At 57.8% G+C, this 23830-nt stretch carries 19 protein-coding genes; 11 read left to right on the forward strand and 8 right to left on the reverse strand.

The annotated features are described in order from the left end of the window. Window positions 1-223: 223 nt before the first annotated feature. From ACFO0G_RS03915 to ACFO0G_RS03930, 4 genes are all read right to left on the reverse strand, one after another. On the reverse strand, window positions 224-1426 hold the full coding sequence (locus tag ACFO0G_RS03915; RefSeq protein ID WP_376976661.1) for an acyltransferase family protein: 1203 nt from the start codon (window positions 1424-1426) through the stop codon (window positions 224-226). Window positions 1427-1458: 32 nt separating this feature from the next. Beyond that, the gene (locus tag ACFO0G_RS03920; protein ID WP_376976501.1) at window positions 1459-2718 is read right to left on the reverse strand and encodes a MinD/ParA family ATP-binding protein; all 1260 of its coding nucleotides are present in this window, start codon (window positions 2716-2718) and stop codon (window positions 1459-1461) included. A gap of 884 nt (window positions 2719-3602) precedes the next feature. Continuing rightward, complete coding sequence (locus tag ACFO0G_RS03925) at window positions 3603-4430, reverse strand: MBL fold metallo-hydrolase (protein ID WP_376976502.1); 828 nt, start codon at window positions 4428-4430, stop codon at window positions 3603-3605. A 231-nt stretch (window positions 4431-4661) separates the two neighbouring features. After that, window positions 4662-6164, reverse strand: a complete 1503-nt coding sequence (locus ACFO0G_RS03930; protein WP_376976503.1) for a tyrosine-protein kinase domain-containing protein — start codon at window positions 6162-6164, stop codon at window positions 4662-4664. A gap of 767 nt (window positions 6165-6931) precedes the next feature. Between ACFO0G_RS03930 and ACFO0G_RS03935 the strand changes: the two genes are divergently transcribed. The 11 genes from ACFO0G_RS03935 to rfbA all read left to right on the forward strand — a co-directional run bounded on the left by ACFO0G_RS03935 (window position 6932) and on the right by rfbA (window position 19201). Then, a complete protein-coding gene (locus tag ACFO0G_RS03935; RefSeq protein ID WP_376976504.1) occupies window positions 6932-7819 on the forward strand; it encodes an MATE family efflux transporter in 888 nt (295 codons plus the stop codon). Between the two features lie 27 nt (window positions 7820-7846). Beyond that, on the forward strand, window positions 7847-8968 hold the full coding sequence (locus tag ACFO0G_RS03940) for a glycosyltransferase (protein WP_376976505.1): 1122 nt from the start codon (window positions 7847-7849) through the stop codon (window positions 8966-8968). Next, a complete protein-coding gene (locus ACFO0G_RS03945; RefSeq protein ID WP_376976506.1) occupies window positions 8965-9930 on the forward strand; it encodes a glycosyltransferase family protein in 966 nt (321 codons plus the stop codon). The genes ACFO0G_RS03940 and ACFO0G_RS03945 overlap by 4 nt, the downstream gene beginning before the upstream one ends. Beyond that, complete coding sequence (locus ACFO0G_RS03950) at window positions 9920-10789, forward strand: glycosyltransferase family 2 protein (RefSeq protein WP_376976507.1); 870 nt, start codon at window positions 9920-9922, stop codon at window positions 10787-10789. The genes ACFO0G_RS03945 and ACFO0G_RS03950 overlap by 11 nt, the downstream gene beginning before the upstream one ends. Further along, window positions 10786-11916, forward strand: coding sequence for a glycosyltransferase family 4 protein (locus ACFO0G_RS03955; protein WP_376976508.1), 1131 nt, complete (start codon window positions 10786-10788; stop codon window positions 11914-11916). The genes ACFO0G_RS03950 and ACFO0G_RS03955 overlap by 4 nt, the downstream gene beginning before the upstream one ends. 130 nt (window positions 11917-12046) lie before the next feature. Then, on the forward strand, window positions 12047-13498 hold the full coding sequence (locus ACFO0G_RS03960) for a sugar transferase (RefSeq protein WP_376976509.1): 1452 nt from the start codon (window positions 12047-12049) through the stop codon (window positions 13496-13498). A gap of 62 nt (window positions 13499-13560) precedes the next feature. Then, a complete protein-coding gene (locus ACFO0G_RS03965; protein ID WP_376976510.1) occupies window positions 13561-14874 on the forward strand; it encodes a UDP-glucose dehydrogenase family protein in 1314 nt (437 codons plus the stop codon). 131 nt (window positions 14875-15005) lie between these two features. Then, window positions 15006-16751, forward strand: a complete 1746-nt coding sequence (locus ACFO0G_RS03970) for a DUF4012 domain-containing protein (protein ID WP_376976662.1) — start codon at window positions 15006-15008, stop codon at window positions 16749-16751. 182 nt (window positions 16752-16933) lie between these two features. Then, entirely contained in the window at window positions 16934-17545 is a 612-nt protein-coding gene (locus ACFO0G_RS03975; RefSeq protein ID WP_376976511.1) for an LPXTG cell wall anchor domain-containing protein, read from the forward strand. 293 nt (window positions 17546-17838) lie between these two features. Then, window positions 17839-18246 (forward strand): VanZ family protein, encoded by a 408-nt coding sequence (locus ACFO0G_RS03980; protein WP_376976512.1) that lies wholly within the window; start codon window positions 17839-17841, stop codon window positions 18244-18246. Between the two features lie 46 nt (window positions 18247-18292). After that, complete coding sequence (gene rfbA, locus ACFO0G_RS03985) at window positions 18293-19201, forward strand: glucose-1-phosphate thymidylyltransferase RfbA (protein WP_376976513.1); 909 nt, start codon at window positions 18293-18295, stop codon at window positions 19199-19201. Between the two features lie 70 nt (window positions 19202-19271). Here the strand turns inward: rfbA and galU are convergent, their stop codons facing one another. The 4 genes from galU to ACFO0G_RS04005 all read right to left on the reverse strand — a co-directional run bounded on the left by galU (window position 19272) and on the right by ACFO0G_RS04005 (window position 23802). Continuing rightward, window positions 19272-20162 carry a UTP--glucose-1-phosphate uridylyltransferase GalU gene (gene galU / locus ACFO0G_RS03990; RefSeq protein ID WP_376976514.1) on the reverse strand — a complete coding sequence of 297 codons (891 nt, stop codon included), beginning with the start codon at window positions 20160-20162 and terminating at the stop codon, window positions 19272-19274. 83 nt (window positions 20163-20245) lie between these two features. Further along, window positions 20246-21136 (reverse strand): nucleotidyltransferase family protein, encoded by an 891-nt coding sequence (locus ACFO0G_RS03995; RefSeq protein WP_376976515.1) that lies wholly within the window; start codon window positions 21134-21136, stop codon window positions 20246-20248. A 16-nt stretch (window positions 21137-21152) separates the two neighbouring features. Then, window positions 21153-22715 carry a tyrosine-protein kinase domain-containing protein gene (locus ACFO0G_RS04000; protein ID WP_376976516.1) on the reverse strand — a complete coding sequence of 521 codons (1563 nt, stop codon included), beginning with the start codon at window positions 22713-22715 and terminating at the stop codon, window positions 21153-21155. An 88-nt stretch (window positions 22716-22803) separates the two neighbouring features. Further along, window positions 22804-23802, reverse strand: a complete 999-nt coding sequence (locus tag ACFO0G_RS04005; protein WP_376976517.1) for a hypothetical protein — start codon at window positions 23800-23802, stop codon at window positions 22804-22806. Window positions 23803-23830: the final 28 nt, after the last annotated feature.

Here is a 23830-nt window from a genome sequence, read left to right on the forward strand (position 1 = left end):
CCCGTCTACCCTAGCTCGTCAGCAGTAGCATAACGAGAACTCCACTGATCTACCCTTACCCAGACGCGAGGCGCCGTATCTAAGGACGTCCCCATGGGAAGGAGAACCAGCAACTTCCACCATCCTGTAGCAAGTACGGCAGCCGCGACTGCAACGACCATGCATATCAGCCGTCGTGATACACCGGGGACCTCGCGTGCAATATCATCCTGTACACGGTCGGCTATTCGGCATGCAGTGGTTTGGGCTTGGCCCCCATCAGACCAAGGAGGCGATCGCGGACACGGCCAGTGTGTCGTTCCGTGACCGACCACAATGGTACGCAACACACGGCGACGAGCGCAGCAACTGCATAGACAGAAACTATGTTGCCTAACGCTCCAAATCCTCCAGTACCGCTAAGCAGCCCAACGATGAACTTCACTAGCGGGAGATGAAAGACGTAAAGCGAGAAGGAGATAAGTCCAAGGCTTGCAATCCGTTTAGCAACAAGACTCCCCCCGCCCCAAGGAGCAACTGCCGTAAGTAAAATCAATGGTGCGCAGGCGACTCCCACTATTAGAAAGCGGAGCCATTCTGGTGGGCTGATCAGGTTGGAAAGGAGCATTCCCGCCACGGTCACGGCCGTGAAGAGGTACAACATGCGGATCCTAGATAACAGGAACCATGCCGGTATGCGCTTTGCCTTCCACCGGGCATGAAGCACGGCGAGGCAAGTACCCAGCAGCCAAGCGGGCATCAACGAGAGTAGCCCTATACCAAATAAGCCAACGGCTCCTGCGGCCACGAGAAGCCCCAGCGCAAGCGCAGCCCACTGCCTGCGGACAATGCCCCACGCAAAGGCTGCGACGGCAGCGAACAGGATATAGAACCAGAACTCGTAAGCCAACGACCACAAGGAATCATTACTACCGTACGGCGAGCAACGGGTCCGTTGGAGGAAAACGACATTGCATGCTGCTGTAACCGCATCTACCGGACCTCCCGCAACTTTGCTCCAAACAGAGGGGAATAGTCGGACGCTCAGAGAATCGACAGCAAACGTCACGAGTATACCGGGAATGAGTACTGTCCACAGCCGCGAGAGTCGCTTAGATAGGTAGATTCGCCAGAGGAACCGGCCCTCACGTAACTCTCGTAACACTTGCCCACCGACAAGGTAGCCACTCAAAACGAAAAAAAGGGCAACCGACTCCTGAGCAAATGACGTGGGTAATAGCAGCAGCTTCTGCCATATGCTCGCGGTCAGGTCAGCCCGTAGGCCTTCCCCGACAAAGTTTCTCGTGTGCCCCAATACAACCAAGAATGCAGCCAAGCCGCGAACGACATCGAGTCCGACGTTTTCTTTGTGCACGGACGCGTTTCCCCCAAATCCGAGCGACCCCCAATGGCTCGCAATGCCCTCGATTCTACCCGGCTCACACATCCTTTTCGACACAGGAAGCGACCATCGAAGACCTACCTGTACCCGTCCACGATCGCAGCAGCGATCTCCTTGTACGCCCGCCGCGTCTCCGGCTTTAAAACGTCCAGAGTCACCAGGTCGCCGTCGGCCACACCGCGGTCATGTGGCACCGCAATTAGTTCACGGCAGATCCCGGCAAGGTGCTCCTCGATGGCGTCCTTATCCACACGAGAGGAGACCTCGTCCTTGTCCGTGATCACCACAATGGCGTTTCGTGCCAGGTCCTCGTACCCGTGGCCGGCCAGCCAGTGCAGGGTGCTGCGGGCACGCTTGGCGCCGGACACGGCGTATCCGGCAGCGATCACCAGGTTGTCGGCTGATTGCAGGATCCCGCTCATGGCGTTGTGTGTCACGCCCGTGCCACAGTCGGTCAACACCACTGAGTAGTAGCTTGAGATGAGCCTGCGGATCCGGCGGTACTCCTCCGCCGTCAGCGAGTCAGAGACCTCCGGGTCCTGCTCCCCCGCAATCAGGTGCAGCCGGCCGGCGTGGTGCATGTATCGGGACAGCGAGGTCAGGGAGTCGATGGAGTCGATATTCTCCAACAGGTCAGAAATGGTCCGCGGCGTGGACTGCTGGTAAATGCCCTCGCCCAGCGCGCGTTCCACGAGGTCGCCGGAGTCCGGATTGGCGTCGATGGCGCACGGTGCGTCCCCGCGGTATTCGGCCAGGGTCAGGCCTACCCCCACCGTAGTAGAGGTCTTGCCAATACCGCCTTTCAGGCTCAGGATCGCGGTGTTGTAGCTCCCCTGGAGCTGCCGGGAAATGCGGCGGGCCAGTTCGTCTTCCTGGCGCTGCTTGGGTCCGGGGCCAAGATTCCATGCACCGCCGGTCAGGTTGTACAGGGCGCCGCGGAAACCGCCGACTGGCCTGGGCTTCTGTTCCTTGACGAACAGCCCCGGCGAGCTGATGAAGTCGGGCATGGGTGCCTCCGCGATCGTGTCGGCCATGGTGGGTCGGCTGCGGCGGAAGGACGGCGTTTCAGCAGGAGCGGCCGGCGGCGGCACGGCAGCTTCAGCAGCCACCTCACCTGAGCTGGAAGCGGCAGAGGGCACTGCGGCGATCGGCGCAGCAGCAGGCCCCGCCGGAGCAGTGGTTGCAGAAGAGGAAGGAGATACCGGCGCAGCGGCAGCCGAAGGTGCGCGTGACGGCTTGGTGGCGTCCGCTGCCGCGGCTGCCTCCGCCCAGGAGCTGCGGCGCATGGCCGGCTTTCCGGCGTCGTTCGGGTTGGAAGGGGGCGTTACGTCGGGCATGGTTCCTGTCCAGGCATCGTGAACTGAGCCGTCGGCACGACGAAGGTCGCGGCGTCGGCGCAGCTGCGGCTGCCCTGCATCTTCTGCTGGGGCGCCTGCAGTCTGATCAGCCGGATCTGGCATGTCTGTCCCCCCGGACGTTTCGGCAAACGGTTCTGCGGCACTGGTTCAATCTGTAAGTCTAGGGGGTCCGGCAGGAGCAGCCGCCCAATCTGCGCTGGTCAGCGGTGAAGGAGTGCGGCGGATACCACGGCCGCAGTGAGCACCAGGAGAACGGCTAGGACGATGTAGCCCATCCACTTGGGACGGCCTTTGTGAGGATTGATATCGACATACGGCATGGTCAGCGGCGGTTACCTCTAGGCCCGGGAGAGGGCGTCGAATGGAGGGGGATTCGTACTGCACGGCGCTTAAGCCGCAGCATCTGGTACGAAACGGCGAAGGGAATCAGCAGGGTGCCCAGCAGCGCACTAAGCGCAAGGGCGTAGTCAGTCAAGGCCACAGCAATCTCCGTTGTTATAAGCATCCTTACTGCTTATGACCTAAGCATGTGACAGAACGATTGACAAGTCACGTCAATAAGCTTGAAAGCTAAAGCTTCAATCCGTGGAGGGTGGACGGGAGCATAGGGGCAGCTTCGGTTTGCTCACAATGTCGTCCGCGTTAAATAACAACGGCCCGGAAAATCGGTTCAGCCCCCGCTAGCCATCAGTACTACGGCAGCGGTGGCTGCGGCGAACACCGCCAGCGCGGTACAAAACAGAACCCGCACCCCCTTAAGCGGCCGTCCCGCCGTCGTACCGAAAGTCGTGAGTTCCCCCCGTAGTTGCCCATGCTCCAAAGGCTGGGCAAATGGCCTCAAGTTTGCTCAAAGCGGACATTTGTTACCGCGCATTCAGGCTGCCGCGCCAGTTCTCCTGTAGTCGCTTGATGAACCAGCGGGACTGCTCCGGCCCGTAAGGCAGGACCGGAATGGCCTTGGTGGCGTCGTTAGGCGTGTCACGGATGGACTGGCGGGCCTGCCGGACAGCCGTGGTCATGGTGTTGGCCATGGTTTTGACAAACTTGTCGCTGCATGGCTCCCCGTGACCTGGAATCAGGAACTCGTAGCGGTGACGCAGCGCCGAGATATGCCGAAGCACGTCCGCCCACTCCTCGGGGTAGGAGTCCTCGAAGGACGGGTGGTTGCCCTGCTCTACCAAATCGCCAACATATAGAGTGGTTGGCGTTCCCACCAGGAGATCGCCGTCGGTATGACCGCGGCCAAGATAAAAAAGGGTTACCGTCAAGTCGCCGAGGTCGACGAGAACCGGTTGGTCCTTGACGATAACGTTGGGCGCGACGAGTTCAACGTCCTTCCCCTCACCCGCCGACATCTCGGGCTCCAGCGTTGCAACGTAACGCCGCTGCAGGTCGCCGCGTTGAGTAATTTCTTTGGCGCAGTTCTGATGTGCCCAGAATTCGGTGACGTCGGCCGCGGCGAACACCGCGTTACCGAAAAAGTGGTCGTAGTGGGCGTGAGTATTGACGATGACGAGTGGCAGGTTTGTCTTCTGCCGGACAGCCTCCAGGATCTCGCGCCCCTGGCGCGGCCCACCCCCGGTGTCGATGACCATGGCGCGTTCGGAGCCGACGACCAGACCGGTGTTTAGAAGCGATCCTTCAGTAACCAGTACGTAGTTGTCCTTGCCGACTTCGCGCCATCTCGACATGTTCTCTTGTACCTCCGGAATGCATTTGAGCGTTCGTGCTTGGTGACTGATTCTACCTGCGGGAGCCATGAAGGAGCGGGGAGACGCAAACGGCTCGCTGGGGAACAGTCTGGAACAGTTCGTTCTCCGCCTGGCAACGGGTAGTCAGACAACTAGGAGACCACAACTACGTTTCGGCTACGTGCCCTAACAAGACGACTTGCGGCCCAAACAAATGTGCCGACCAGATGCTTAAGAACGACCTCGAGGGCCAAAGTAGTGTGGGGACGCCGCCGAATCTTCCTCTCCGAACACGATCTGATTGAAGTCCTTACTCCGCTCGTCTTTTCGAGAAGCGGTACTCGGCGCCAGCCGCTCACTGGCGTGGTCCGCCATACGGTTCGTATTCGAGCTGGAGTAGTAAGAGTAGGTGTAGGAGTCGGGGTCCTTTGCCGGCAGACGGTTCATCACCACGCCCAGGACATCGGCTTCAACCATCTCCAGAGACGTCAAAGACTTTTGGAGATCAGTTGTTTTCACAATTTGACTTCCTACCACGAGCACGACACCTCCAACCCTCTGAGCGAGCACAGCGGCATCGGTCACCGGAAGAAGGGGTGGCGCGTCTATCACGACCGCGTCGTAGTGGTGCTCCAGGGCTTCTATGAGGCTAGTCATTGATGCGGAGCCCAGAAGTTCACTCGGGTTAGGAGGAATTTGCCCGGAAGTGAGGACATGAAGTGTATCCGTCCCCCAGGGCTGCATCATGTCCTCAAGGTTGCCCTGACCAACCAGAAACGTTGTAAGTCCGACGCTGCGGTCTAGCCCCAGGTACTCTCCGACCATGGGACGGCGGAGGTCCGCGTCAACCAGAGCCACCCGCTGCCCCGTCTGAGCGAGTGAAATGGCCAGATTAACTGCGGTGGTGCTTTTTCCTTCACCCGGGAGGGAGGATGTGACTACAAGCGACTTGGAACTGTGGCTCACATGTGCAAACTGGAGATTGGTACGAATTTGTCGGAATGACTCTGCACGGGGGCTTTGCGTCGGCGCTTGTGTCAGGAGAGGCTTCTTCGTGGCATCCGCATCGTATGCAATCCCTCCTAGAACGCTGGCCCCTGTAACCTTGCGGAGGTCCAATTCGCCCCGGATACGGGTATCAACAGCGGAGCGGAGTAAGGCGAACCCCAACCCAATAGCGGCTCCAAGGAGTAGACCCGCAGCAAGGTAGAGAGCCGTATTAGGCGAAGCCGGCGAGGTGGGGGCGGAGGCTGGAGTAACGATCGATAGCCTGACAGGGGACGTCCCGTCCTTGGTGGGACTTTCAAGTCGGTCAACCGCAGAAATAAGACTATTGGCGACCGCTTCAGCTATAGCTGCTGACCGCACTGGAGATGAGTCTGTGACTGAGATGTTCAAAAGAACGGTCGAGCCCTCGACGTTGGCACTAATCTTGTTCGCCAGCGCTGACGGGCCCAAATCCAAGCCCAGTGAGTCTATGACTGGCTGAAGAACGACGGGAGTTTTGGCAGTCTCCACGTAGGAAGCGACTCTAGCTTGGCTGAAAGTATTTCCCTGCTGAAGCTCAAGGACGCTGCCAGAGTTCTGTGTGGCCACGAATAGCTGAGTGCGTGCAGTGTAGGTGGGCGTCGTAAACATAGCAGCAAGCCCGGCCAACAGCAGCCCGACCAGGGTGGCTGTGGCAATTACAAGCCAGTTGCGTCGTAAAAGTCTCAAGTAGTCAACAATTTCCAAAGTTTGAACCTCTCCGATTCATGCCCATGCAACAAAACAACGCCTCGGAGGTAGGCTCCGTGTTCAGCGCAAACCTTGGCCCCCCTTCTAAGGATATCCGCCCCCGGCTCCGCCCCTCGCCAGCGAACCCTTCCTCCCGCGCTATCGACCCCGCTCCACTGCGCAGCTATACGACGGTCTGCTCCGCAGGCGATACCCTGTGACTAGAACTACACAGGTTCGTTTTGCCGCCTAACATGCGTGTGGGGATAATTACCCTGTTATTCCTGAGTTCCTCGCCTTCCCCGCTACTTCTGAATGTGCAAGCGCTGCAGTGGGTAGCCTGAGGATCTCCTAGACGTTGAACCGGGCGTGGTTGGGCAGCATGACGGATTGCAAGACACAGGCGAAAAAAGCCATAGAAGTACTAGCCGCCAGGTTGTAGTTGAAAGGGAGTAGTGCAGCGAACTCGACTGCTTCAGATCCTCGGCTTTGTGATCGTCCCAATGTTGAGCATCGCGAGTCCCTTGCTTGCCATCCCGGCAATAACTTCCCGGTATGGGGCAGCCGGTTGGTCGGCCGTAGCCATCGGGCAATCGGTGGGAGCGTCTCTCGCCGTCATCGTGGAACTTGGGTGGGGACTCACCGGACCACAAAGAGTAGCCAGGCAGAGCAGGAAAGCACGACAACAAACACTCGCAATATCGCTAGGCACCAAGCTTTTGGTCCTAGTACCGTTGGTGGTAATTGCAGCCTGCTCCAGCTTCTTCCTTTCCCCTAGCTTCCGAATGGAAGCGGCCGCAGTTGCAGTAGGAGCAACGGCCTACGGCCTGAACAGCACGTGGTACTTCATCGGCACCGGTTCGTCCATCAAACTTCTTTTTTGTGACGCAGTCCCGAGGCTTCTTTGTGTGGCCGCCTCGGCTTTTCTGATTTTCGCCGGCGGCGCTCTGTTGGTCTACCCGGCTGTGGGAGTCATACTGCCGATAGTCATAAGCACGGTCGTAGTGATTTACATAGAACGCGTTAGCACTCGGCAACTACACGGGTTGAATATGGGACGGCTTGTCAAAACCGTAGCCGCTCAAGGCACGGCTCTGGGAGGGCGTGCCTTAAGTGCTGTATACATGTCGCTTCCTATTACCTTGGTCAGCTTGGTCGCACCTCCCGCCGTGCCGATATTCTCCGCCATAGAACGCCTCCAGAGGATTTACCTCCAAGTACTGGCCGCGGCCCCGAACGTCATGCAGAAGTGGGTGGGCCAATCCAAAGGGTTGCGTAGAAAGTACCGACGCGCAGCCAAGACAGTGACATACAACGCTGTGCTGGGCCTTCTTGCGGGGGCAGGTTTCACTCTCGTTGCCCCAGTCATGTCCACCATCGTTTTTGCGGCTTCGATTCAAATTCCGATGGAATACGCAGCGATATCGGGGGTTTTGATCTTCGTCGTTTGCACGTCTCGCGCCTCAGGCTCTATCGCCCTAGTTGCCGTGGGACAGGTCAGGACAATTCTAATCAGTGCAGCTGTCGGTGCGCTTGTTGGAGTCCCGAGCATCCTCGTGGGAGCTCGTACGTTTGGTGTACCAGGAGCGCTCATAGGAGAAGTATTGGCGGAGGTCATCGTCTTGCTTATCCAACTCAGGGCACTACGGAAACATAGCGCGCCACCGCGTTGAGCGGAATGTGCTGGTAAGTCCAAATCTATGAAAGCAGGTATCACATTGGGCGGTTTGATTGTCCATGAATGGATTGCCCGTTCCGGTGGATCCGAAAACGTACTACAAGCGATGTCTGAAACATTTCCAGCATCAGACATCTACTGTTTGTGGAATGATGCACCGCAACGATTTTCAGGGCGACCCGTAAGAGAATCACTTCTTGCTAAGACACCGCTCCGGAAAAGCAAGGCGACAGCATTGCCCTTCATGCCCGCCGTCTGGCGCAGTGTGTCGCTCGAGTCATACGACTGGACTCTTGTTAGTTCTCACTTGTTTGCGCATCACGTGGGAAAAGCCAAAAACCGTGGTCATGCAAAGATTTTTGCCTATGTCCACACGCCGGCCAGATACATATGGGTACCAGAGCTGGATAAGCGAGGTGAGTCGGCGGCTACGCGTCTTATCTCACCCTTGTTTCAGAAGTTGGACCGAAAGCGCGCTTCAGAAGGCACGGTCTTCGCCGCAAACAGCAATTTCATCAGGCAACGTATTCAAGACACATGGCAACAGGACGCGATCGTCATCTACCCGCCCGTCGCTGTTACAAGACTGCAATCACATCATGACTGGAGTACAGTCCTGAGCGATTCGGAGTCAACCATTCTGTCCGCCCTTCCTGAAGAGTACATTCTGGGCGCCTCACGTTTTGTTGAGTACAAACAGTTGGAAAGCGTGATTACCGCCGGCGAATCGGCGAACTTGCCGGTTGTCCTGGCAGGCGCAGGTCCTGCTGAAGACTTCCTTCGAAAGATGGCGCAGGAAGCCTCCGTGCCAGTGCATTTTGTCATTTCGCCCTCCGATGCGCTCCTATATGCGCTCATACAGCAAGCGCAGGTGTTCGTCTTCCCTCCAGTGGAGGACTTCGGAATCCTGCCAGTTGAGTCGATGGCGCTGGGGACCCCGGTAGTGGTGAACGCTGTAGGCGGCGCCGTTGAGAGCGTCAGCGCCCTCGAAGGTGGAGCCGCGGTGGCGAGGTTCCACGGCAGGGAAATTGCGGAAGCTATACATGCAGCAAGCGGTAAGGATATGAACAAAGCAAAGTCAAGGGCTCAAATTTTTTCCGAGGAGTCATTTAGCAGAAACTTGCAAAATTGGATGAAGGTATGAGCAGGCAACTCGCCAACCTGGCCTGGACTTCGGAGTCCGACTCGGAAGCCCCGCTCTTAGGAATCTCCATCGTCAACTATTTTTCGAGTGAAAGTGTAAGTCGACTTCTCGATTCTCTTCGCTTGTTTGCTGGCGCTAACAAAGTGCTCGTTGTTATTGTTGATAACAGCAATGACAACAATAACTGCGAACCCGATCTCTTGAAGAAATCTGCTAAGGCGGCCACAACGGCGACCTTTCGGGTAGAGGTTCTTCCGGCCGCGAGCAACCTTGGGTATGGTGCCGGCAATAATATGGGCATGCGCTGCTTGATAGATCGAGGTGTGAAGCTCCTCTGGGTACTCAATCCAGATACCGTCGTAAGCGGCTCCGCTTCCCTTTTCCTTGAAGAAATAGCCAGCAGTACCGCGAGTCTGTGGTCCACGTGCACTGTCGAGGATGGTAAAACATCACATGGGTTTGGCTTTATAAATACTTTGACAGGCAAATCTACCAAGCGCGATTGCGAAGTGGCTGCTGTTGGTAAATTTAATATGTCCTACCCTTCTGGCCACTCCATAGTTTTTACTCGTGAGGCATGGGAATCATTGGGCGGTTTCGATGAGGACTACTTTCTCTTCATGGAGGAGGCCGACCTGACACTTAGGTCACTGCATCAGGGCCTGAAGATCGGTAGCCTTCAATGTGTTTCTGTCCATCATAATCAAGGCCTGACTACCGGGAGCACAACCAATCTTGAAACGAAGTCTTTGATTGCCTTTACCGAAGCCACCAAGAGTCGAGTTATTTTTTTCCGAAAGTTTTTTCCTTTGCGGATTCCGCTGCTTCTATTAAGCCGTTATGTATACGCTTTGAAGGTTTATTGTAAGGGCAATGCTGCTGGAGCGAAAGGCATAGTCTCAGGAATCACGAGCGGACTTTTCCGCCAACTCAAGGACAAGGACCGAAGTGTTGGAAAATAGAAACCTGTGTATCTTGATCCTTAACTGGAACTCCCACGACGACGCTATCCGGGCTGCCAAGTTGCTGTCCGGCTCCCCATGGGATGTCTGCATTGTCGACAACGGCTCTGACGATTCATCCGCGGTAACTTCGCTTCGAGACGGTTCCCGCCGTTTGCACGTGCTGGAAACCGGGCAGAACCTGGGGTACGCCGGCGGTATGAATTTTGGCATGCGCTGGGCGCGGGGAGAGGGCTTCAGCCACGTGCTTCTGCTAAACCCGGATACAACGCCATCGGTAGATGTGATCGAGGGCATGCTTCGGGCTGCTGAGGGCTGCGCCGTCGTGGGCACGGCACAAGTAACCGAAGATCACACGCCTTATCTGTCCGCCGCAACCCTACGCGGAAAAAAGGTAGTTCCGTTTCAGTGCCCGACTTCCTGCGGTCGTGGCCACGACGTGGATATTGTTTCCGGCGCGGGCATCATGGTGGAACTGGATGTCGCACATTCCCTTGGCTACATCGATGAGCAATTCTTCCATTACAAGGAAGAGTTTGACTTTTGCTATCGCGTAAGCTCGGCCGGTCATCGGGTCCGGTATCACTGTGGAACACCGCTTATCCATCGCCGAGGTGGGTCCCTCTCGGGCTCTTCGCCTTCTGCTTCGTACTACTCGTACCGGAACGAAATGCTTTTCCTGCAGAAGCACTACGGGCCCTTCGTCGTCTTTTCGTGCCTCGGACTATATAAAAACGCTGTGCTTTCGATGACCCAGCATCCTCGCAATGCCAAGGCAATCCTCCGAGGAATTGCGCATGGAATCAGAGGAGTAACAGGCCCCCTGTTCAACTTGAATGCGAAAGGTCGGGGTAGGTGAAGATACTATTTGCCTCACACAGCGCAGCGCTCGCTGGAGCAGAGCAGAGCCTACTTCACCTCGTTAGGGAAGCAACGGAACGGGGGCATACCGGTACTGTTGTTCTACCCGAACCAGGCCCCCTTGCGGATAGACTAAGGGAAGTTTCGGAGTCTTTTAACGTTCTGATCCTCCCGAATCGACTCTGGATTGGAAGACGGTTCAATGTTGTTGTTGGGGCCGTTCGTTTAATGCAGGCCATCAGTGACGTTCCCCGTTATCTGGCCCATCTGCGTTCCGGTAACTATGCCGCCGTAGTGGTCAATAGCAGTGTGTCGCCAGTCCCTCTCATCGCCGCCCGGCTTGCAAAGGTTCCAGTCCTCCAGATCGTGCGGGAGAGCCTGTTGACCAACCCGATGTTAAAATCGGCTTTGCCTAAATCGATCGTTAAGCGACTTATCCATACTTACTCGTCTTCTGTGATTTGCATATCTCAGTACGTTGCCGCCCAATATTCGTATCCATGTCAAATCGTATACCCGCAGGTCGACAGGCGGTTTTTTGGCACCAATAGCAAGAGACCGCCAATTCAGGATCTTCCACCGTTTCGGGCGGTCATTTGTGGCACCCTCAGCCCGGAGAAAGGACAAGCGGACGCGGTGCGGGCTATTAGCATCGCCCGTAGCCTCGGCACTGATGTAGAACTTGATATCTACGGGGATGGTAGGGCCCAAGACATTCACCAGCTGGAATCTCTCATTGACCATCTCAAGGTTAGGGATTTTGTGAAGCTGAGGGGCTCTACATCCGACATGCTGTCCGTGTACCAAGGAGCAGACGTCGCCGTTGTGTGCTCCCGCAATGAAGGGTTCGGCAAAGTTACCGCCGAAGCAGTTCTGACGGGTCGACCGGTCATCGCCTACGGATTGGGTGGTACGTCAGAAATACTTGAATACGGCGGCGGAATTCTTACCGCGCCGTCACCAAATGACATGGGCGCTGCACTACATCGTGTATTCGCACAACCTGGTCTTCTGGCGAGACTGCAGGACGAGGCGCACGCCAGCCCAATTCGGACCCGGCTATCGAGAAGTGCCCAACTCGTCATTGACTCTGTGGAAGAACTACGTCCCCGTCAAACCCATTGACGGGAAGCAACTCCCTTCGGGCCGTCAGCACCAATGCCTGTACTGATTGCAAGCAGCCTTCCCGGTTTCAAAGCAAAGGGCCCGGACACAGTATGATCCTCAAAGCACGACAATAAAAGGTGGGGGAAAGTTGGGACAGCCCAAGGTTATAAAGGCGTCCTGGCGTCGTAAGTATGCCAGTCGTCTCAAATTCATCGATGCTGGCATCATCGTTTGGGCCGTGACTGGGGCCTACGCTGTCCGGTTCGGGCTCACGGATGATGGCGTGGCCGGCGCCCGCGATGTGGACTACACAACCCTGTCCGTAATTTTGGTCGTTGCTTGGTGGCTGATGCTGGACTTTTGGGGCTCACGGGAGCCTCGGGTGCTTGGCTCAGGCTCTGAGGAATACAAACGCGTCCTGTCGAGCACGCTTTGGCTATTCGGTCTTGTTGCTATCGTGTCGTACGCGCTGCGTATAGACACCGCCCGTGGGTTCGTCGGTCTTGCATTCCCGGCTGGAGTCCTGGGCCTGTTGGCTGGAAGATGGCTGGTCCGGCAGCACTTGAGTATCGAGAGGCGGCACGGAAAGAGCAGTTCCCGCGTCCTGATCATCGGTGGACCGTATTCCGCAGCGCATTTGGTAACTTCTTTGCGTAGCGCCCCCAACGCCGGATATGTGCCCGTTGCGGCTCACTTGCCGGGAGCCACCCAACCTGTCTCTTCCCTGGAACGCCTCGGAGTGCCGATTGCGGGAGTGAGCAAAGACTTCAACTCGATACTGGATACCATCCTGAGAGCTAATGTTGACGCCGTAGCCATCTCGGCTGGAGTTAACCTGCATCCGCAGGATCTTCGGCGGCTGGGGTGGGAACTAGCTGCACGGGATATCGGGATGATTCTCGCTCCAGCCTTGACGGATGTCGCTGGACCGCGCATACACACACAACCAGTTGCTGGGTTGCCGCTCATCCACGTTTCTACCCCAAAGCTAACAGGCGGTAAGAAGGTGGCGAAGCGAGCTTTTGACGTTGCCGTTGCGGGTCTACTCGTTGCTTTGCTTTCTCCGGTGTTCCTGATTCTCGCTCTACTGGTTCGTGTGACGGATCCAGGACCCGTCTTTTATAGACAGGAGCGAATCGGCTTGCGCGGAACAACTTTCTCCATGCTGAAGTTCCGGTCGATGAAGGTGAACGCAGACGCGGAGCTCCAGGCACTTTTGGCTGCCCAAGGATCAAGTGATACTCCTCTATTCAAAATTGAGAACGATCCGCGTATCACCCCTCTTGGTCGGGTTCTACGAAAGTACTCGCTTGATGAGCTTCCTCAACTGCTAAACGTGTTGGGCGGCAGTATGAGCCTTGTCGGTCCCCGTCCTCAGCGTGAAGGAGAAGTAGCGCTTTATGATGATGCAGCTCATCGTCGGTTGTACGTAAGTCCCGGCATGAGCGGTTTGTGGCAAGTGAGTGGACGATCGAATCTCACGTGGGAAGAAAGCATCCGTCTAGATCTGTACTACGTAGAGAACTGGTCGCTGATGGGTGACATCATAATTCTCTTCAAGACGTTCAAGGCAGTTTTTAAGAGCACGGGCGCGGTCTAAGTCGTTCGGTAGGAACGATCGCGCTCAAATTCGCCATTTTTGGCATCGGGGAAGGGCAGTAAATGCGCATTTCGGTCATCGGCTGTGGCTACTTGGGAGCAGTCCATGCTGCTTGCATGGCAAAGCTCGGGCATGAAGTAGTTGGAATTGACTTGGACCATCGGAAGATTTCGGAGCTATCCGCTGCTCGTGCTCCGTTCTTTGAGCCCGGCTTGGAGGAACTCCTGACTGAAGTCCAGGCAACAGGCAGGCTGTCTTTCACCTCAGACATGTCTGCCATCCAAGGGTGCGTAGTTCACTTCATATGCGTTGGAACACCGCAAAAGAAGGGGGAAAACGGCGCAGACCTCACCTATGTTGACTCGGCCCTATCCAGCGCTATGGAGTTCCTTTCTGCAGGAGATGTCGTCGTAGGTAAATCGACTGTTCCAGTAGGAACAGCAGCGCGCCTGTCCCAGCTCCTCGAAGAGGTACAACCCGAGGCCCATCTGATGTGGAATCCGGAGTTCCTTCGTGAAGGACACGCCGTTTCCGACACTCTTCAGCCAGATAGATTCGTGTACGGCGTCAACACAGGATCCGAGGAGCATTATGGCGTGGAAGTCCTCGATGAGGTCTACGCCGTCCCTCTGGGAGCAGGAACACCCCGGCTTGTAACGGACTTGCCCACAGCCGAATTGGTGAAAACTGCTGCCAATTCGTTTCTAGCCACCAAGATTTCGTTCATCAACGCCATGGCTGAATTATGTGATGCTGCAGGTGCCGACGTGACTTTGTTGGCAGACGCCATCGGCATGGACGACAGAATCGGGCGGAAATTCCTTAATGCCGGGATTGGTTTTGGAGGTGGTTGCCTGCCGAAAGACATTCGCGCCTTTATGGCACGAGCGGGCGAACTAGGTGCTGATCAGGCCCTGACTTTTCTTCGGGAAGTCGACGCGATCAACATGCGTCGACGTAGCCGCGTTGTCGAGCTAACCCGGGAACTACTCGACGGCTCGCTGCTAGGCAAGAGGGTGACAGTCCTGGGCGCCGCCTTCAAACCGAACAGTGACGATGTAAGAGACTCGCCAGCTCTGAGCGTCGCTGCTCAACTGCAGTTGCAAGGTGCTGTGGTGACGGTGACTGACCCGGAGGCACTCGACAACGCTTCACGCCGGTTCCCCGAGCTGCATTATGAGAAAGCGACCGACGTGGCGGTTAGGCGAGCCGATGTCCTCCTCCTGCTGACCGAATGGTCGGAGTACCGAGACTTGGAGCCGTACCAAGTAGCGCGGCTGGTTGCGTCTCCTCGAATCTTAGATGGCAGAAATGTCTTGGACGCCAGTAAGTGGCGCGCCGCCGGCTGGACATATCGCGGACTCGGCCGCCCCTGACGATGGGTAATTCATCTCCACAACAAGTCGGTTCGACTGATTCCCGGGAAGTGCGATACCCGAAGCGAAAACAAAGAAATGCGCGGTCGCTTCTGAAAATTGCGTTTCCAATCGTATTTTTTGTGGTTGTCATGATCGCGGCCGTTGTGTGGGTAGGCGTGAAGGCAAACACCATCAAGAGCGCACTTGACTCTGCGGCTGGCCTCGTCCCTCAGCTGAAGCAAGAGATCGTGGCCTCAGACGCGCAGTCGGCGTCGAGTACGGTTATGCAGCTCAGGGAATACACCTCTTCAGCCCGACAGGCTACGGAAGATCCCGTATGGACGCTGGCGTCCGTGGTGCCTTGGATTGGCCCCAACATGAGTGCTGTGTCGGAGGTATCAAGATCAGCGGACGACGTGGCTAGTCTCGGACTCATCCCGCTGGTGAAAGTATACGAATCCCTAAACTGGGATGCTCTTGTCCCTAGCCCGTCAGGGGCGGACATTGAACCGCTGAAGATTGCGGCGCCCAGCGTGGCCTCCTCTGCGTACGCTGTCCGTGCTTCCTCGGACAGACTTGAAAGAATAGACACCACACTCCTGTTGCCGCAGGTAGCGGGCCCGCTCAACCAGGCCATAGATGAGTTGAAACAAGCCAGCTCAGCACTTAGTTCCGCAGCAGACGCGGCGAGCATTGCGCCTGCAATGCTCGGCGCCGAGGGTCCCAAGAACTACCTACTCGTGATTCAGAACAACGCTGAAGCGCGGGCGTCTGGCGGCATCCCCGGAGCCCTGGCAGTTTTGACCCTCGAAGACGGCCGGCTCAGCCTCGGCGCTCAGAGCAGTGCAAGCGATGTTGGCACCTTTACCCCCAGCTTTCCTGTGGACCTCCAACAGCAGCAGATTTATTCCACACGGCTCGGCAAATACATGCAGGACGTGAACCTAACACCTGATTTCCCGACGGCTGCTGGTACCGCCCAAGCGATGTGGGAGAAGAAGACGGGTCAGCGCGTGGACGGAGTCATATCAATCGATCCCGTGGCCCTCAGTTACATACTTCAGGCCACAGGACCCGTCGCCATTAACGGCCCGGAGCTGGCTGTAGTCAAATCTGCAGGCCTCCCCAATGAGCTAACCGGCAGCAACGTTGTGCAGACGTTACTTTCCGACGTTTACGCCAAAATCCAGCAGCCAAAACTGCAGGACGCGTACTTCTCAGGGGTAGCGAAGGAAATCTTTTCCGCCCTTTCGAAAGGAAAAGGAGAAGGCAAAGCTCTAGTTGCTGGTATCACCAGGGGAGCCGAGGAAGGACGAATCCTACTGTGGTCCGCAACTGCCGACCAACAGTCGGTGCTGAGCAAATACAGCATCAGCGGTTCCGTCTCCGGGCCAAGCGTTTCCCCAGCCCAATTCGGCGTGTATTTCAACGACGGTACTGGTGCGAAGATGGATTACTACGTCAAACGGACAGTCCAACTGATTAAGGAATGTCCCGCCGATGGCTATGAGCAAACTACCGTCCGTGTGACTAGTACCAACACAGCACCGCGTGACGCAGCAACATCATTGCCAGCGTATGTGACCGGCGGAGGCGCCTTCGGAGTACCTCCAGGGACCGTGCAAACCAATATCGTGGTGTACGGCCCGGTGCAGGCAACCGTAGAGTCAGCGAAAGTCGATGGACAGCGGACGCCTTTCGCTCCCTATATACATGCAAGCAGGCCCGTAGGCGTTGTCAGCCAACAACTCACCCCCGGAGAAAGCAGATCCGTTGACTTGACCTTCGGAAAAATTGTTCAACACACGGAACCTAACCTTGTTGTCACACCAACCGTCCAGCCTGTGAAGGATGTTATTTTGCCGAACGAAAACGCCACCTGCGGCGACCGGTGACTTGATAAGTGTCCGCTGCGTTAATACTTTGTAAACCGTCTCGATTGAAGTTGGTAGCAACGCGCTTCAGGTGATACCTTCTTTCTTGGGATAACACTATCCGTAGTTCTGCACATGGTCTCGTGCGGAGGGGACATTTCCCCAAATCGGGTATCAAAACACAAACGTCTCCGGGGGGACACATGAAGAAGACTTTCGCTGCACTCGCGCTTGCAGGCTCCATTGCACTTATCGGTTCCGCGCCCGCTATGGCCGCAACGTACCCGGCACTCCCGCCGCAGGCAGCCGTTTCTGACGGCACCGTTGGCCCGGGCGAGACCTTTGTCTTCCGCGGCCAGGGCTTCCTCGCCGGCGAGTCGCTGACCATCACCGTTACGCCCGGCCAGGCTCCGGCTTCGAACGGCGCGGCCCTTGGTACCCGCGCAGTTCCAGCCCGTATCGCCGTGGTTTCCGAGGCCCAGACCCTGAAGACCACTGCTGATGCTCAGGGCGCATTCTCGCTGCCCGTTGCCATCAACGAAGCGGGTACCTACAGCTTGACCGCAAAGGGCGACACGTCCGGCGTCGTGGTTGGCCCTGTCACCGTCACCGTCGCAGCTTCGCTTGCCAACACCGGCGGCAACGTTGCGGGCACCACGGGTGGCGCTCCCCTGGCCAACACCGGGGGCCTGGCCAACACCGGTGCAGACTCCGGACTGGTCCTCTGGACCCTGGTCGGCGCAGGCGCACTGGCTGCGGGCGCGACCTCTGTAGTCGTGGTTCGCCGCCGCGCAAAGGCAGAGACTGCCGCATAGGCTTACCGCTTACTAGCACAACCAAGGTGGGTGCTTCTCCGGAAACGGAGGAGCATCCACCTTTTCGCTTTATGTGGTATCTATATGATCTATGGGGAGACATTGGCGGAAAGAACCACGGGTGTACGAATTTTCCATCCCTCTCCCCCAGCCCCACGTCGTGCGTGTCGCGATTCTTATGCTCCTGGCCGTCGCGGCATTGGGGACTGCCGCGTTCGCGCTTCTACGGACGTCCTGAGGCCCGTTTGAGGCTCTTTGACAATTACCGGCTTTGGCAGCTAGTTCTTGCGGCCATGGCCATACCTCTGGCCTTGATTGCGTTTTGGCCGTCGCCCGTGGACAAGCCAGTGTCAAGACAAATCTCGTGGGTCCTGACTTTCCTTCACCATCATGGCATTCCCAACTGGTTCGACTACGGAACGGTCGAATCGTCCGCCAACGTGGTCATGTTTGTCCCAGTGGGTTTTGCAGCAGCACTCGCGTTTCCATCGAAACACTGGCTGCAAATTGGCGCCTTTGGTCTGCTTGTTTCCGGTTGCATCGAGCTGGGGCAGCTTCTGTTTCTTCACGATCGCTTTGCAGCACTGTCAGACATGGCCACGAATACAACGGGAGCAATGTTGGGTGCCGCTATCGCAAGTTTGCTTAGGGGCAAGTCGATTGCCCGCAGTAAACGGCACGGTCGCTCCACCTTTCCCTGAAATGACCAATTTGGTTCCATTTCCCGTTGTCGAGGAAGATACAAGAATGCGCGGAATTATCCTCGCCGGGGGAACCGGTTCACGTCTTCATCCAATCACCCTGGGCATCAGCAAGCAGCTGGTCCCGGTGTACGACAAACCCATGATTTACTACCCGCTGTCTACCCTGATGCTGGCCGGCATCCGGGACATCCTGATTATCACCACTCCACACGACGCTGATCAGTTTCAGCGGCTTTTGGGCGACGGCAGCCGCTTCGGAGTGAACATCAGCTACACCCAGCAGCCTTCGCCAGACGGCCTCGCCCAGGCCTTTGTCCTCGGTGCCGAGCATATTGGCAACGGCCCAGTGGCCCTTGTCCTTGGCGACAACATTTTCTATGGCCAGGGCATGGGGACCAAGCTCCGGCGCTTCGAGAACATCACCGGCGGAGCTGTTTTCGGATACCGCGTGGCAGACCCCTCCGCCTACGGTGTAGTGGAGTTCAACGAAGATGGAACAGCCATTTCCCTCGAGGAGAAACCTGCCAATCCTAAGAGCCACTATGCGGTGCCCGGCCTGTATTTTTATGACAAGCATGTTGTTGACATAGCGCGCAACCTAAAGCCATCGGCGCGAGGCGAGCTGGAAATTACAGACGTCAACCGCGTCTACCTAGAGCGAGGACAGCTGCATGTCGAGATCCTTCCCCGCGGCACGGCGTGGTTGGATACGGGGACCTTTAATGACCTCAACGACGCATCCGAATTCGTGCGAACTGTGCAGCACCGGCAAGGGCTCTCCATAGGCTGCCCCGAGGAGATAGCCTGGCGCCTGGGCTTCCTTACTGACGACGAACTGCGGGAGCGCGCTGAGCCGCTTGCGAAGAGCGGTTACGGCAAATATCTGCTTGAGCTTTTGGCTGAAGTAGGTACGGTGACCTCCACCGAGCAGATGAAACTCCTAACCCGCTAAGCTCTTACGACCTCCTTAACGAACTTCAGGCCCACCACTAAGTGGTGGGCCTGAAGTGTCGTCGGCTGAGTTAGCCTACAAAGCTCTTCATCCAGGTCTTTAGGTCCTCACCGAACTCCACGCGCTCGGACGCGAGGGTGATGACGGCCTTGAGGTAGCTCAGCTTGTCACCGGTGTCGTAGCGGCGGCCCTTGAAGACAACACCGTACACGCCGGAGCCTTCGCCTTCGCCGGCGGCAAGCGTCTGCAGGGCGTCGGTCAACTGGATCTCGTTGCCGCGGCCCGGCTCGGTGTTCTCCAGGACGCTGAACACGTTGTGGTGCAGCACGTAGCGGCCGATAACCGCGAGGTTGGACGGTGCATCAGCGGCAGCGGGCTTCTCCACCAGACTGTTGACCCGCACGTAGTCCTCGCCGTCCACAGCTGTGACATCAGCACAGCCATATGCGCTGATCTGTGACGGATCAACCTCGATTAGTGCGATCACGGAACCGCCAGTCTTCTGCTGCACTTTCATCATGGTGCCCAGCAGATCCTCTGCCTCGTCGATGAGGTCATCACCCAGTAGCACCGCGAAGGGCTCGTCGCCCACGTGCTGCTGGGCACAGAGCACCGCGTGGCCCAGTCCCTTGGCCTCGCCCTGACGGACATAGTGGATGGGTCCCAAGTTGGAGGCATACTCCACCAGACCCAGCTTGTCTTTGTCCCCCTTGGCTTCAAGGGCGGCTTCCAGTCCAGGCTCGCGGTCGAAGTGGTCCTCCAGCGCGCGCTTGTTGCGGCCGGTAATCATCAGCAGGTCCGAAAGGCCCGCGTCGATCGCTTCCTCTACGACATACTGGATGGCCGGGCGGTCGACCACCGGCAGCATTTCCTTCGGCATTGCCTTGGTGGCGGGCAGGAAGCGTGTTCCCAATCCGGCAGCAGGAATGACGGCTTTGGTAATAGCTTTCCCCTTAGTCATAGCTGAACCTTAACAAATTTGACCGGCGAAACGGCAATCGTAAAAGAAATTCTCGGGCTCCTCAGCCCCGTCGCAGGACCGTATCAGCGCCGGCGGATGTCGCTGACGACGCGCGGGAGCGCCTGCAGAAACCGCGCCCATCTGGCCCGATGCTGCGCAACTCGTCCCAAAAAAGTCATGTCAGCATAGATGTCCTTGCTTAGGAGAACTTCCCTCCGTGGGAAGACGGCTCTCCACACCAGCAGCGGCTTCTCCCCTAGGGGTGCCTGAAGAATAGCCAGAAGACGGGCACTACCGGGTTCCCTTGCAGCAACGCGGTTGCGCCACTCCTTGGAGGGCTCAGGCCATTCCTGAATTGTTCCCTTCGGCAGGGTGTCCGCCAAAAATGGGCGTAGAGCGGCGAGTGAGCCCGTCTCCTCGGCGACGTCAAGGAGGGAAGTAGCGGCCGACCGCTGGCGTATGAGTCCGCTTAGAAACTCAAGCTCCTGCCGACAGGAGGGCGATTCCGGAGACCGAAGGGAGTGCAACGCGAGGATCAGGATTCCGAGCGCTTTTGATGGGACTCGCACCTTCTGTCCCGCCAGGTCAAGACTGTTCGTGTTCACCCACATTGCCTCGAAACAATCGAGGGCCGGCTTCTCCATGCCCGGAAACCGGAAATGGATATCAATGCAGCAGGGCCACATGGCATGGTCAACGGTTACTGAGTGCCTAGGAAACGTCCTGGTGTCGGGGTCTACGGGGCGTTCCCGCCAGCCCCGGTCCTGAAGAGCTTGCAGCAAGGGCCCAAGACCGGAGGGAGGAACGAAGACATCTACGTCTGCGGAGATCCTTGGCTCGCGCAGGCCCTGAAGGACACTGCCGGGCCCTTTTATGAAGAAGGCGCGAATACCAAGGCCCTCGGCAAGCCTGTGAACCATGGCGTGGCCTAGGAGAACCCCTTCGGCCATCTCCAACTGCGCTTTATCGTCCATGTCTGGCACAGGGCGTCTAGACTCTAGCCCGGCGCCCGAAAGGTGCGGCTTCAAGGGCTGTCTCTAGATTTCGGAGATTATCAGCGTTGAGAAATTTCTGCTCGGCCGCAGGCGTGGTGTCGGAGGCGTATGTGCCGTAGTACGAATAGGCGTCTGTCCCGCGGGTGGGCACGTAGTTGAGGACCGCCCCCAGGATTCGACCTTTGACCTTCTCCAGGTTGCCCAGAGACTGTGTCAACTGGTCTTGCGTGGTTCTGCCCGTTCGGATGACCACAATGGCACCGTCCGCAGCCCTTGAGAGCACGGCAGCGTCCGTCACAGGGAGGAGTGGTGGTGCGTCGATCAGGACAATGGCGTCCTTAGCCAAAGTCTCCAGCATGTTCTTCATGGCCCGCGAACCCAGCAGCTCGCTGGGATTTGGTGGTATGCGACCTGATCCAAGGACCGAGAGGTTGGGCAGCGCGCCCCAGGGCTGGAGAACGTCTCCGAGCTCGGCGTTGCCGGTGAGGACGTCTGTGACTCCCGCCCCTGGAACAAGGTTGAAAACGTCCACCAGCGTGGGCCTGCGGAGGTCCCCGTCGACGACAATAACGTTCTCACCAGCGGCGGCCATGGTTACGGCCAAATTCGCGGTGACGGTCGATTTGCCTTCTGCCTGTATCGAGCTTGTGACCACCATGATCCGCGGTGGTTGATCCACATCCAGGAAACTCAGGTTCGTACGCAGCTCGCGCAGAGCCTCGGCCATCGCTCCGCCAGCGTCATGAACTTCCGCTGCGGTTCCCGCATCCAGAACCGTGCTCCTCCCATCCAGACGATGATCGAGTGGAAGGGTGCCGATCGCCGGGACTCCGAAGTGTCGCTCAATCTCACTGGCCTTCCGGATGCGCCGGTCGAGGTGCCTGCGGATCAGTGCGTAAGCGATTCCTAATGCGAGTCCCACGAGGACACCCGATGCCAGATTGAGCTTGACGTTGGGTGAGGTAGGGCTAGTAGGAAGAACGGCCTTGCCCAGCGGAAGCACTCGAACAGCAGTTGCAGTGGGATTTGAAGAAGATGTTTCGCTTGGTGTTGCGGCGCTAGCGGTGCCGACAGCTGGAGCAGTCTCGATCGCTTCCACCTGCGCTGCAAGCCCGTTGACCCAAGCATCAGCCACGCGTTGGGCCGTGGCTGGGTCGGCCGACAGGGCCGTCACTCGGATCTCTGCGGTATCAGTCGGAACCTTTACGCTGATGCTTCCGAGTAGAGCATCCGCACTGGTTTGCAGCCCCAAGGACGCTATGACGCGGTCTGCCACTAGTCTGGACTTTGCCACAGACTCATAGTTCTTCACTTTAGCCTTCGCAAGGCTGTCGCCCGCGAGGGACAGGCTGACGTTGTCCGAGCCGGGCGTCACCACAATGCCACTGGAGTCAGAGGAGTAAATCTTGGGCTGCAAGATGGTCCATCCGGCAGCCGCCAGCGTTGCCAAAAGGGTGAAAGCGACGATGGCCTTCCAATAGGCCCGCACCACGGCCAGGTAGTCGGCTAGGTCCAGGCTGGAGGGCGCCTCCGTAGTGGGCGGGATTATTGCACTCATGACTGATCCTTTACTCACGTTCTCTGCGGGCCTGTCTAGGCCGTCCCTGCAGCCGAGGTATGTATTGATGAAGTTTTCTTTGCGGGCGCTACTCTGGGCCGCATTCCAGAACTGACTTGGCGACGAGCTGCCCTACGGCTCCGGCGACGGCCTCCCGATAACCCTTGGGTTTGCCATGCACGCTGCCGACGTATGTCGCTATTCCGTCCAACCTGGCGGGATTGGCGCAGGCGTCCCAAACTGCGGGTCCTATGCCACTGAGGCGCACTACCTGGTTGTCCAGCATGACCAGAAGGTCGCCGGCGATCGAAACCGCATCCTGTGGAGTGGTGCGTCGGATGCAGCCGGCCGGGATCCGTGCCTGTTGGACGGTTGTTGCTGCTGCCGGCGCCCACTGTGTCTGGGCAGCCGGCTGCAGACGGAACAGAGATCCCAGCGCGGACGGGAGGTCTGCGGATTCGGAATACGTCACCTGCCACGCTCCCCCGACACTTTCGATGAGGCGGCAGAGAGACTGCAGCGGATCCACGACTTCTGCCTGCGAGGAAGACTCCGGGACCAGCGCCAGCACGGCATCTGCCAGCGGTACCCTCTCGAGGACCGGGGCTACAGGCCAGTCACCTTGCACCCGATTCAGGAGCACGATCGACTGGATGTAGGGCAGCGCCGGTGCCGGCTGCAGTCCAAATTCGTCTGGGGATGCCTGACGCTTCGGGCCACCGGCCCCCTGCTTCACGGACAGCGGCTTGGGATATGGAACCACAGAACCGTCCCAGGCGATGGCCACCGTCTCGTCCGTGACATAGCCATAGGTCCTGGCAAGCACGGAGGCTGCGGTGGTTTTTCCCGTTCCCGATTTGGCCACCAGCGCAACCACCGCTCCGGTAGTTGGATGCGCGACCCCGCAGGCGTGGAGCATGGTCAGCTCACCGGCGTTGGCCATAATGGCGGCAATCGTGAGCCGGGATGTGAGGTTCTCAGCCAGTTCCTCGAAGGAGGCAGCCGCGAGCTGGAATGTGCCGTCGCCGTTTCTCGTGGACGTGCAGGCGACCGAGGCCGTGAACGGCTTGCCAGCCTGCGCTTCCACGGGTACAGGCGGCAGCAGAGGCTCGAGG

Source organism: Arthrobacter sedimenti, from assembly GCF_042652025.1.
Lineage (GTDB): Bacteria > Actinomycetota > Actinomycetes > Actinomycetales > Micrococcaceae > Arthrobacter > Arthrobacter sedimenti.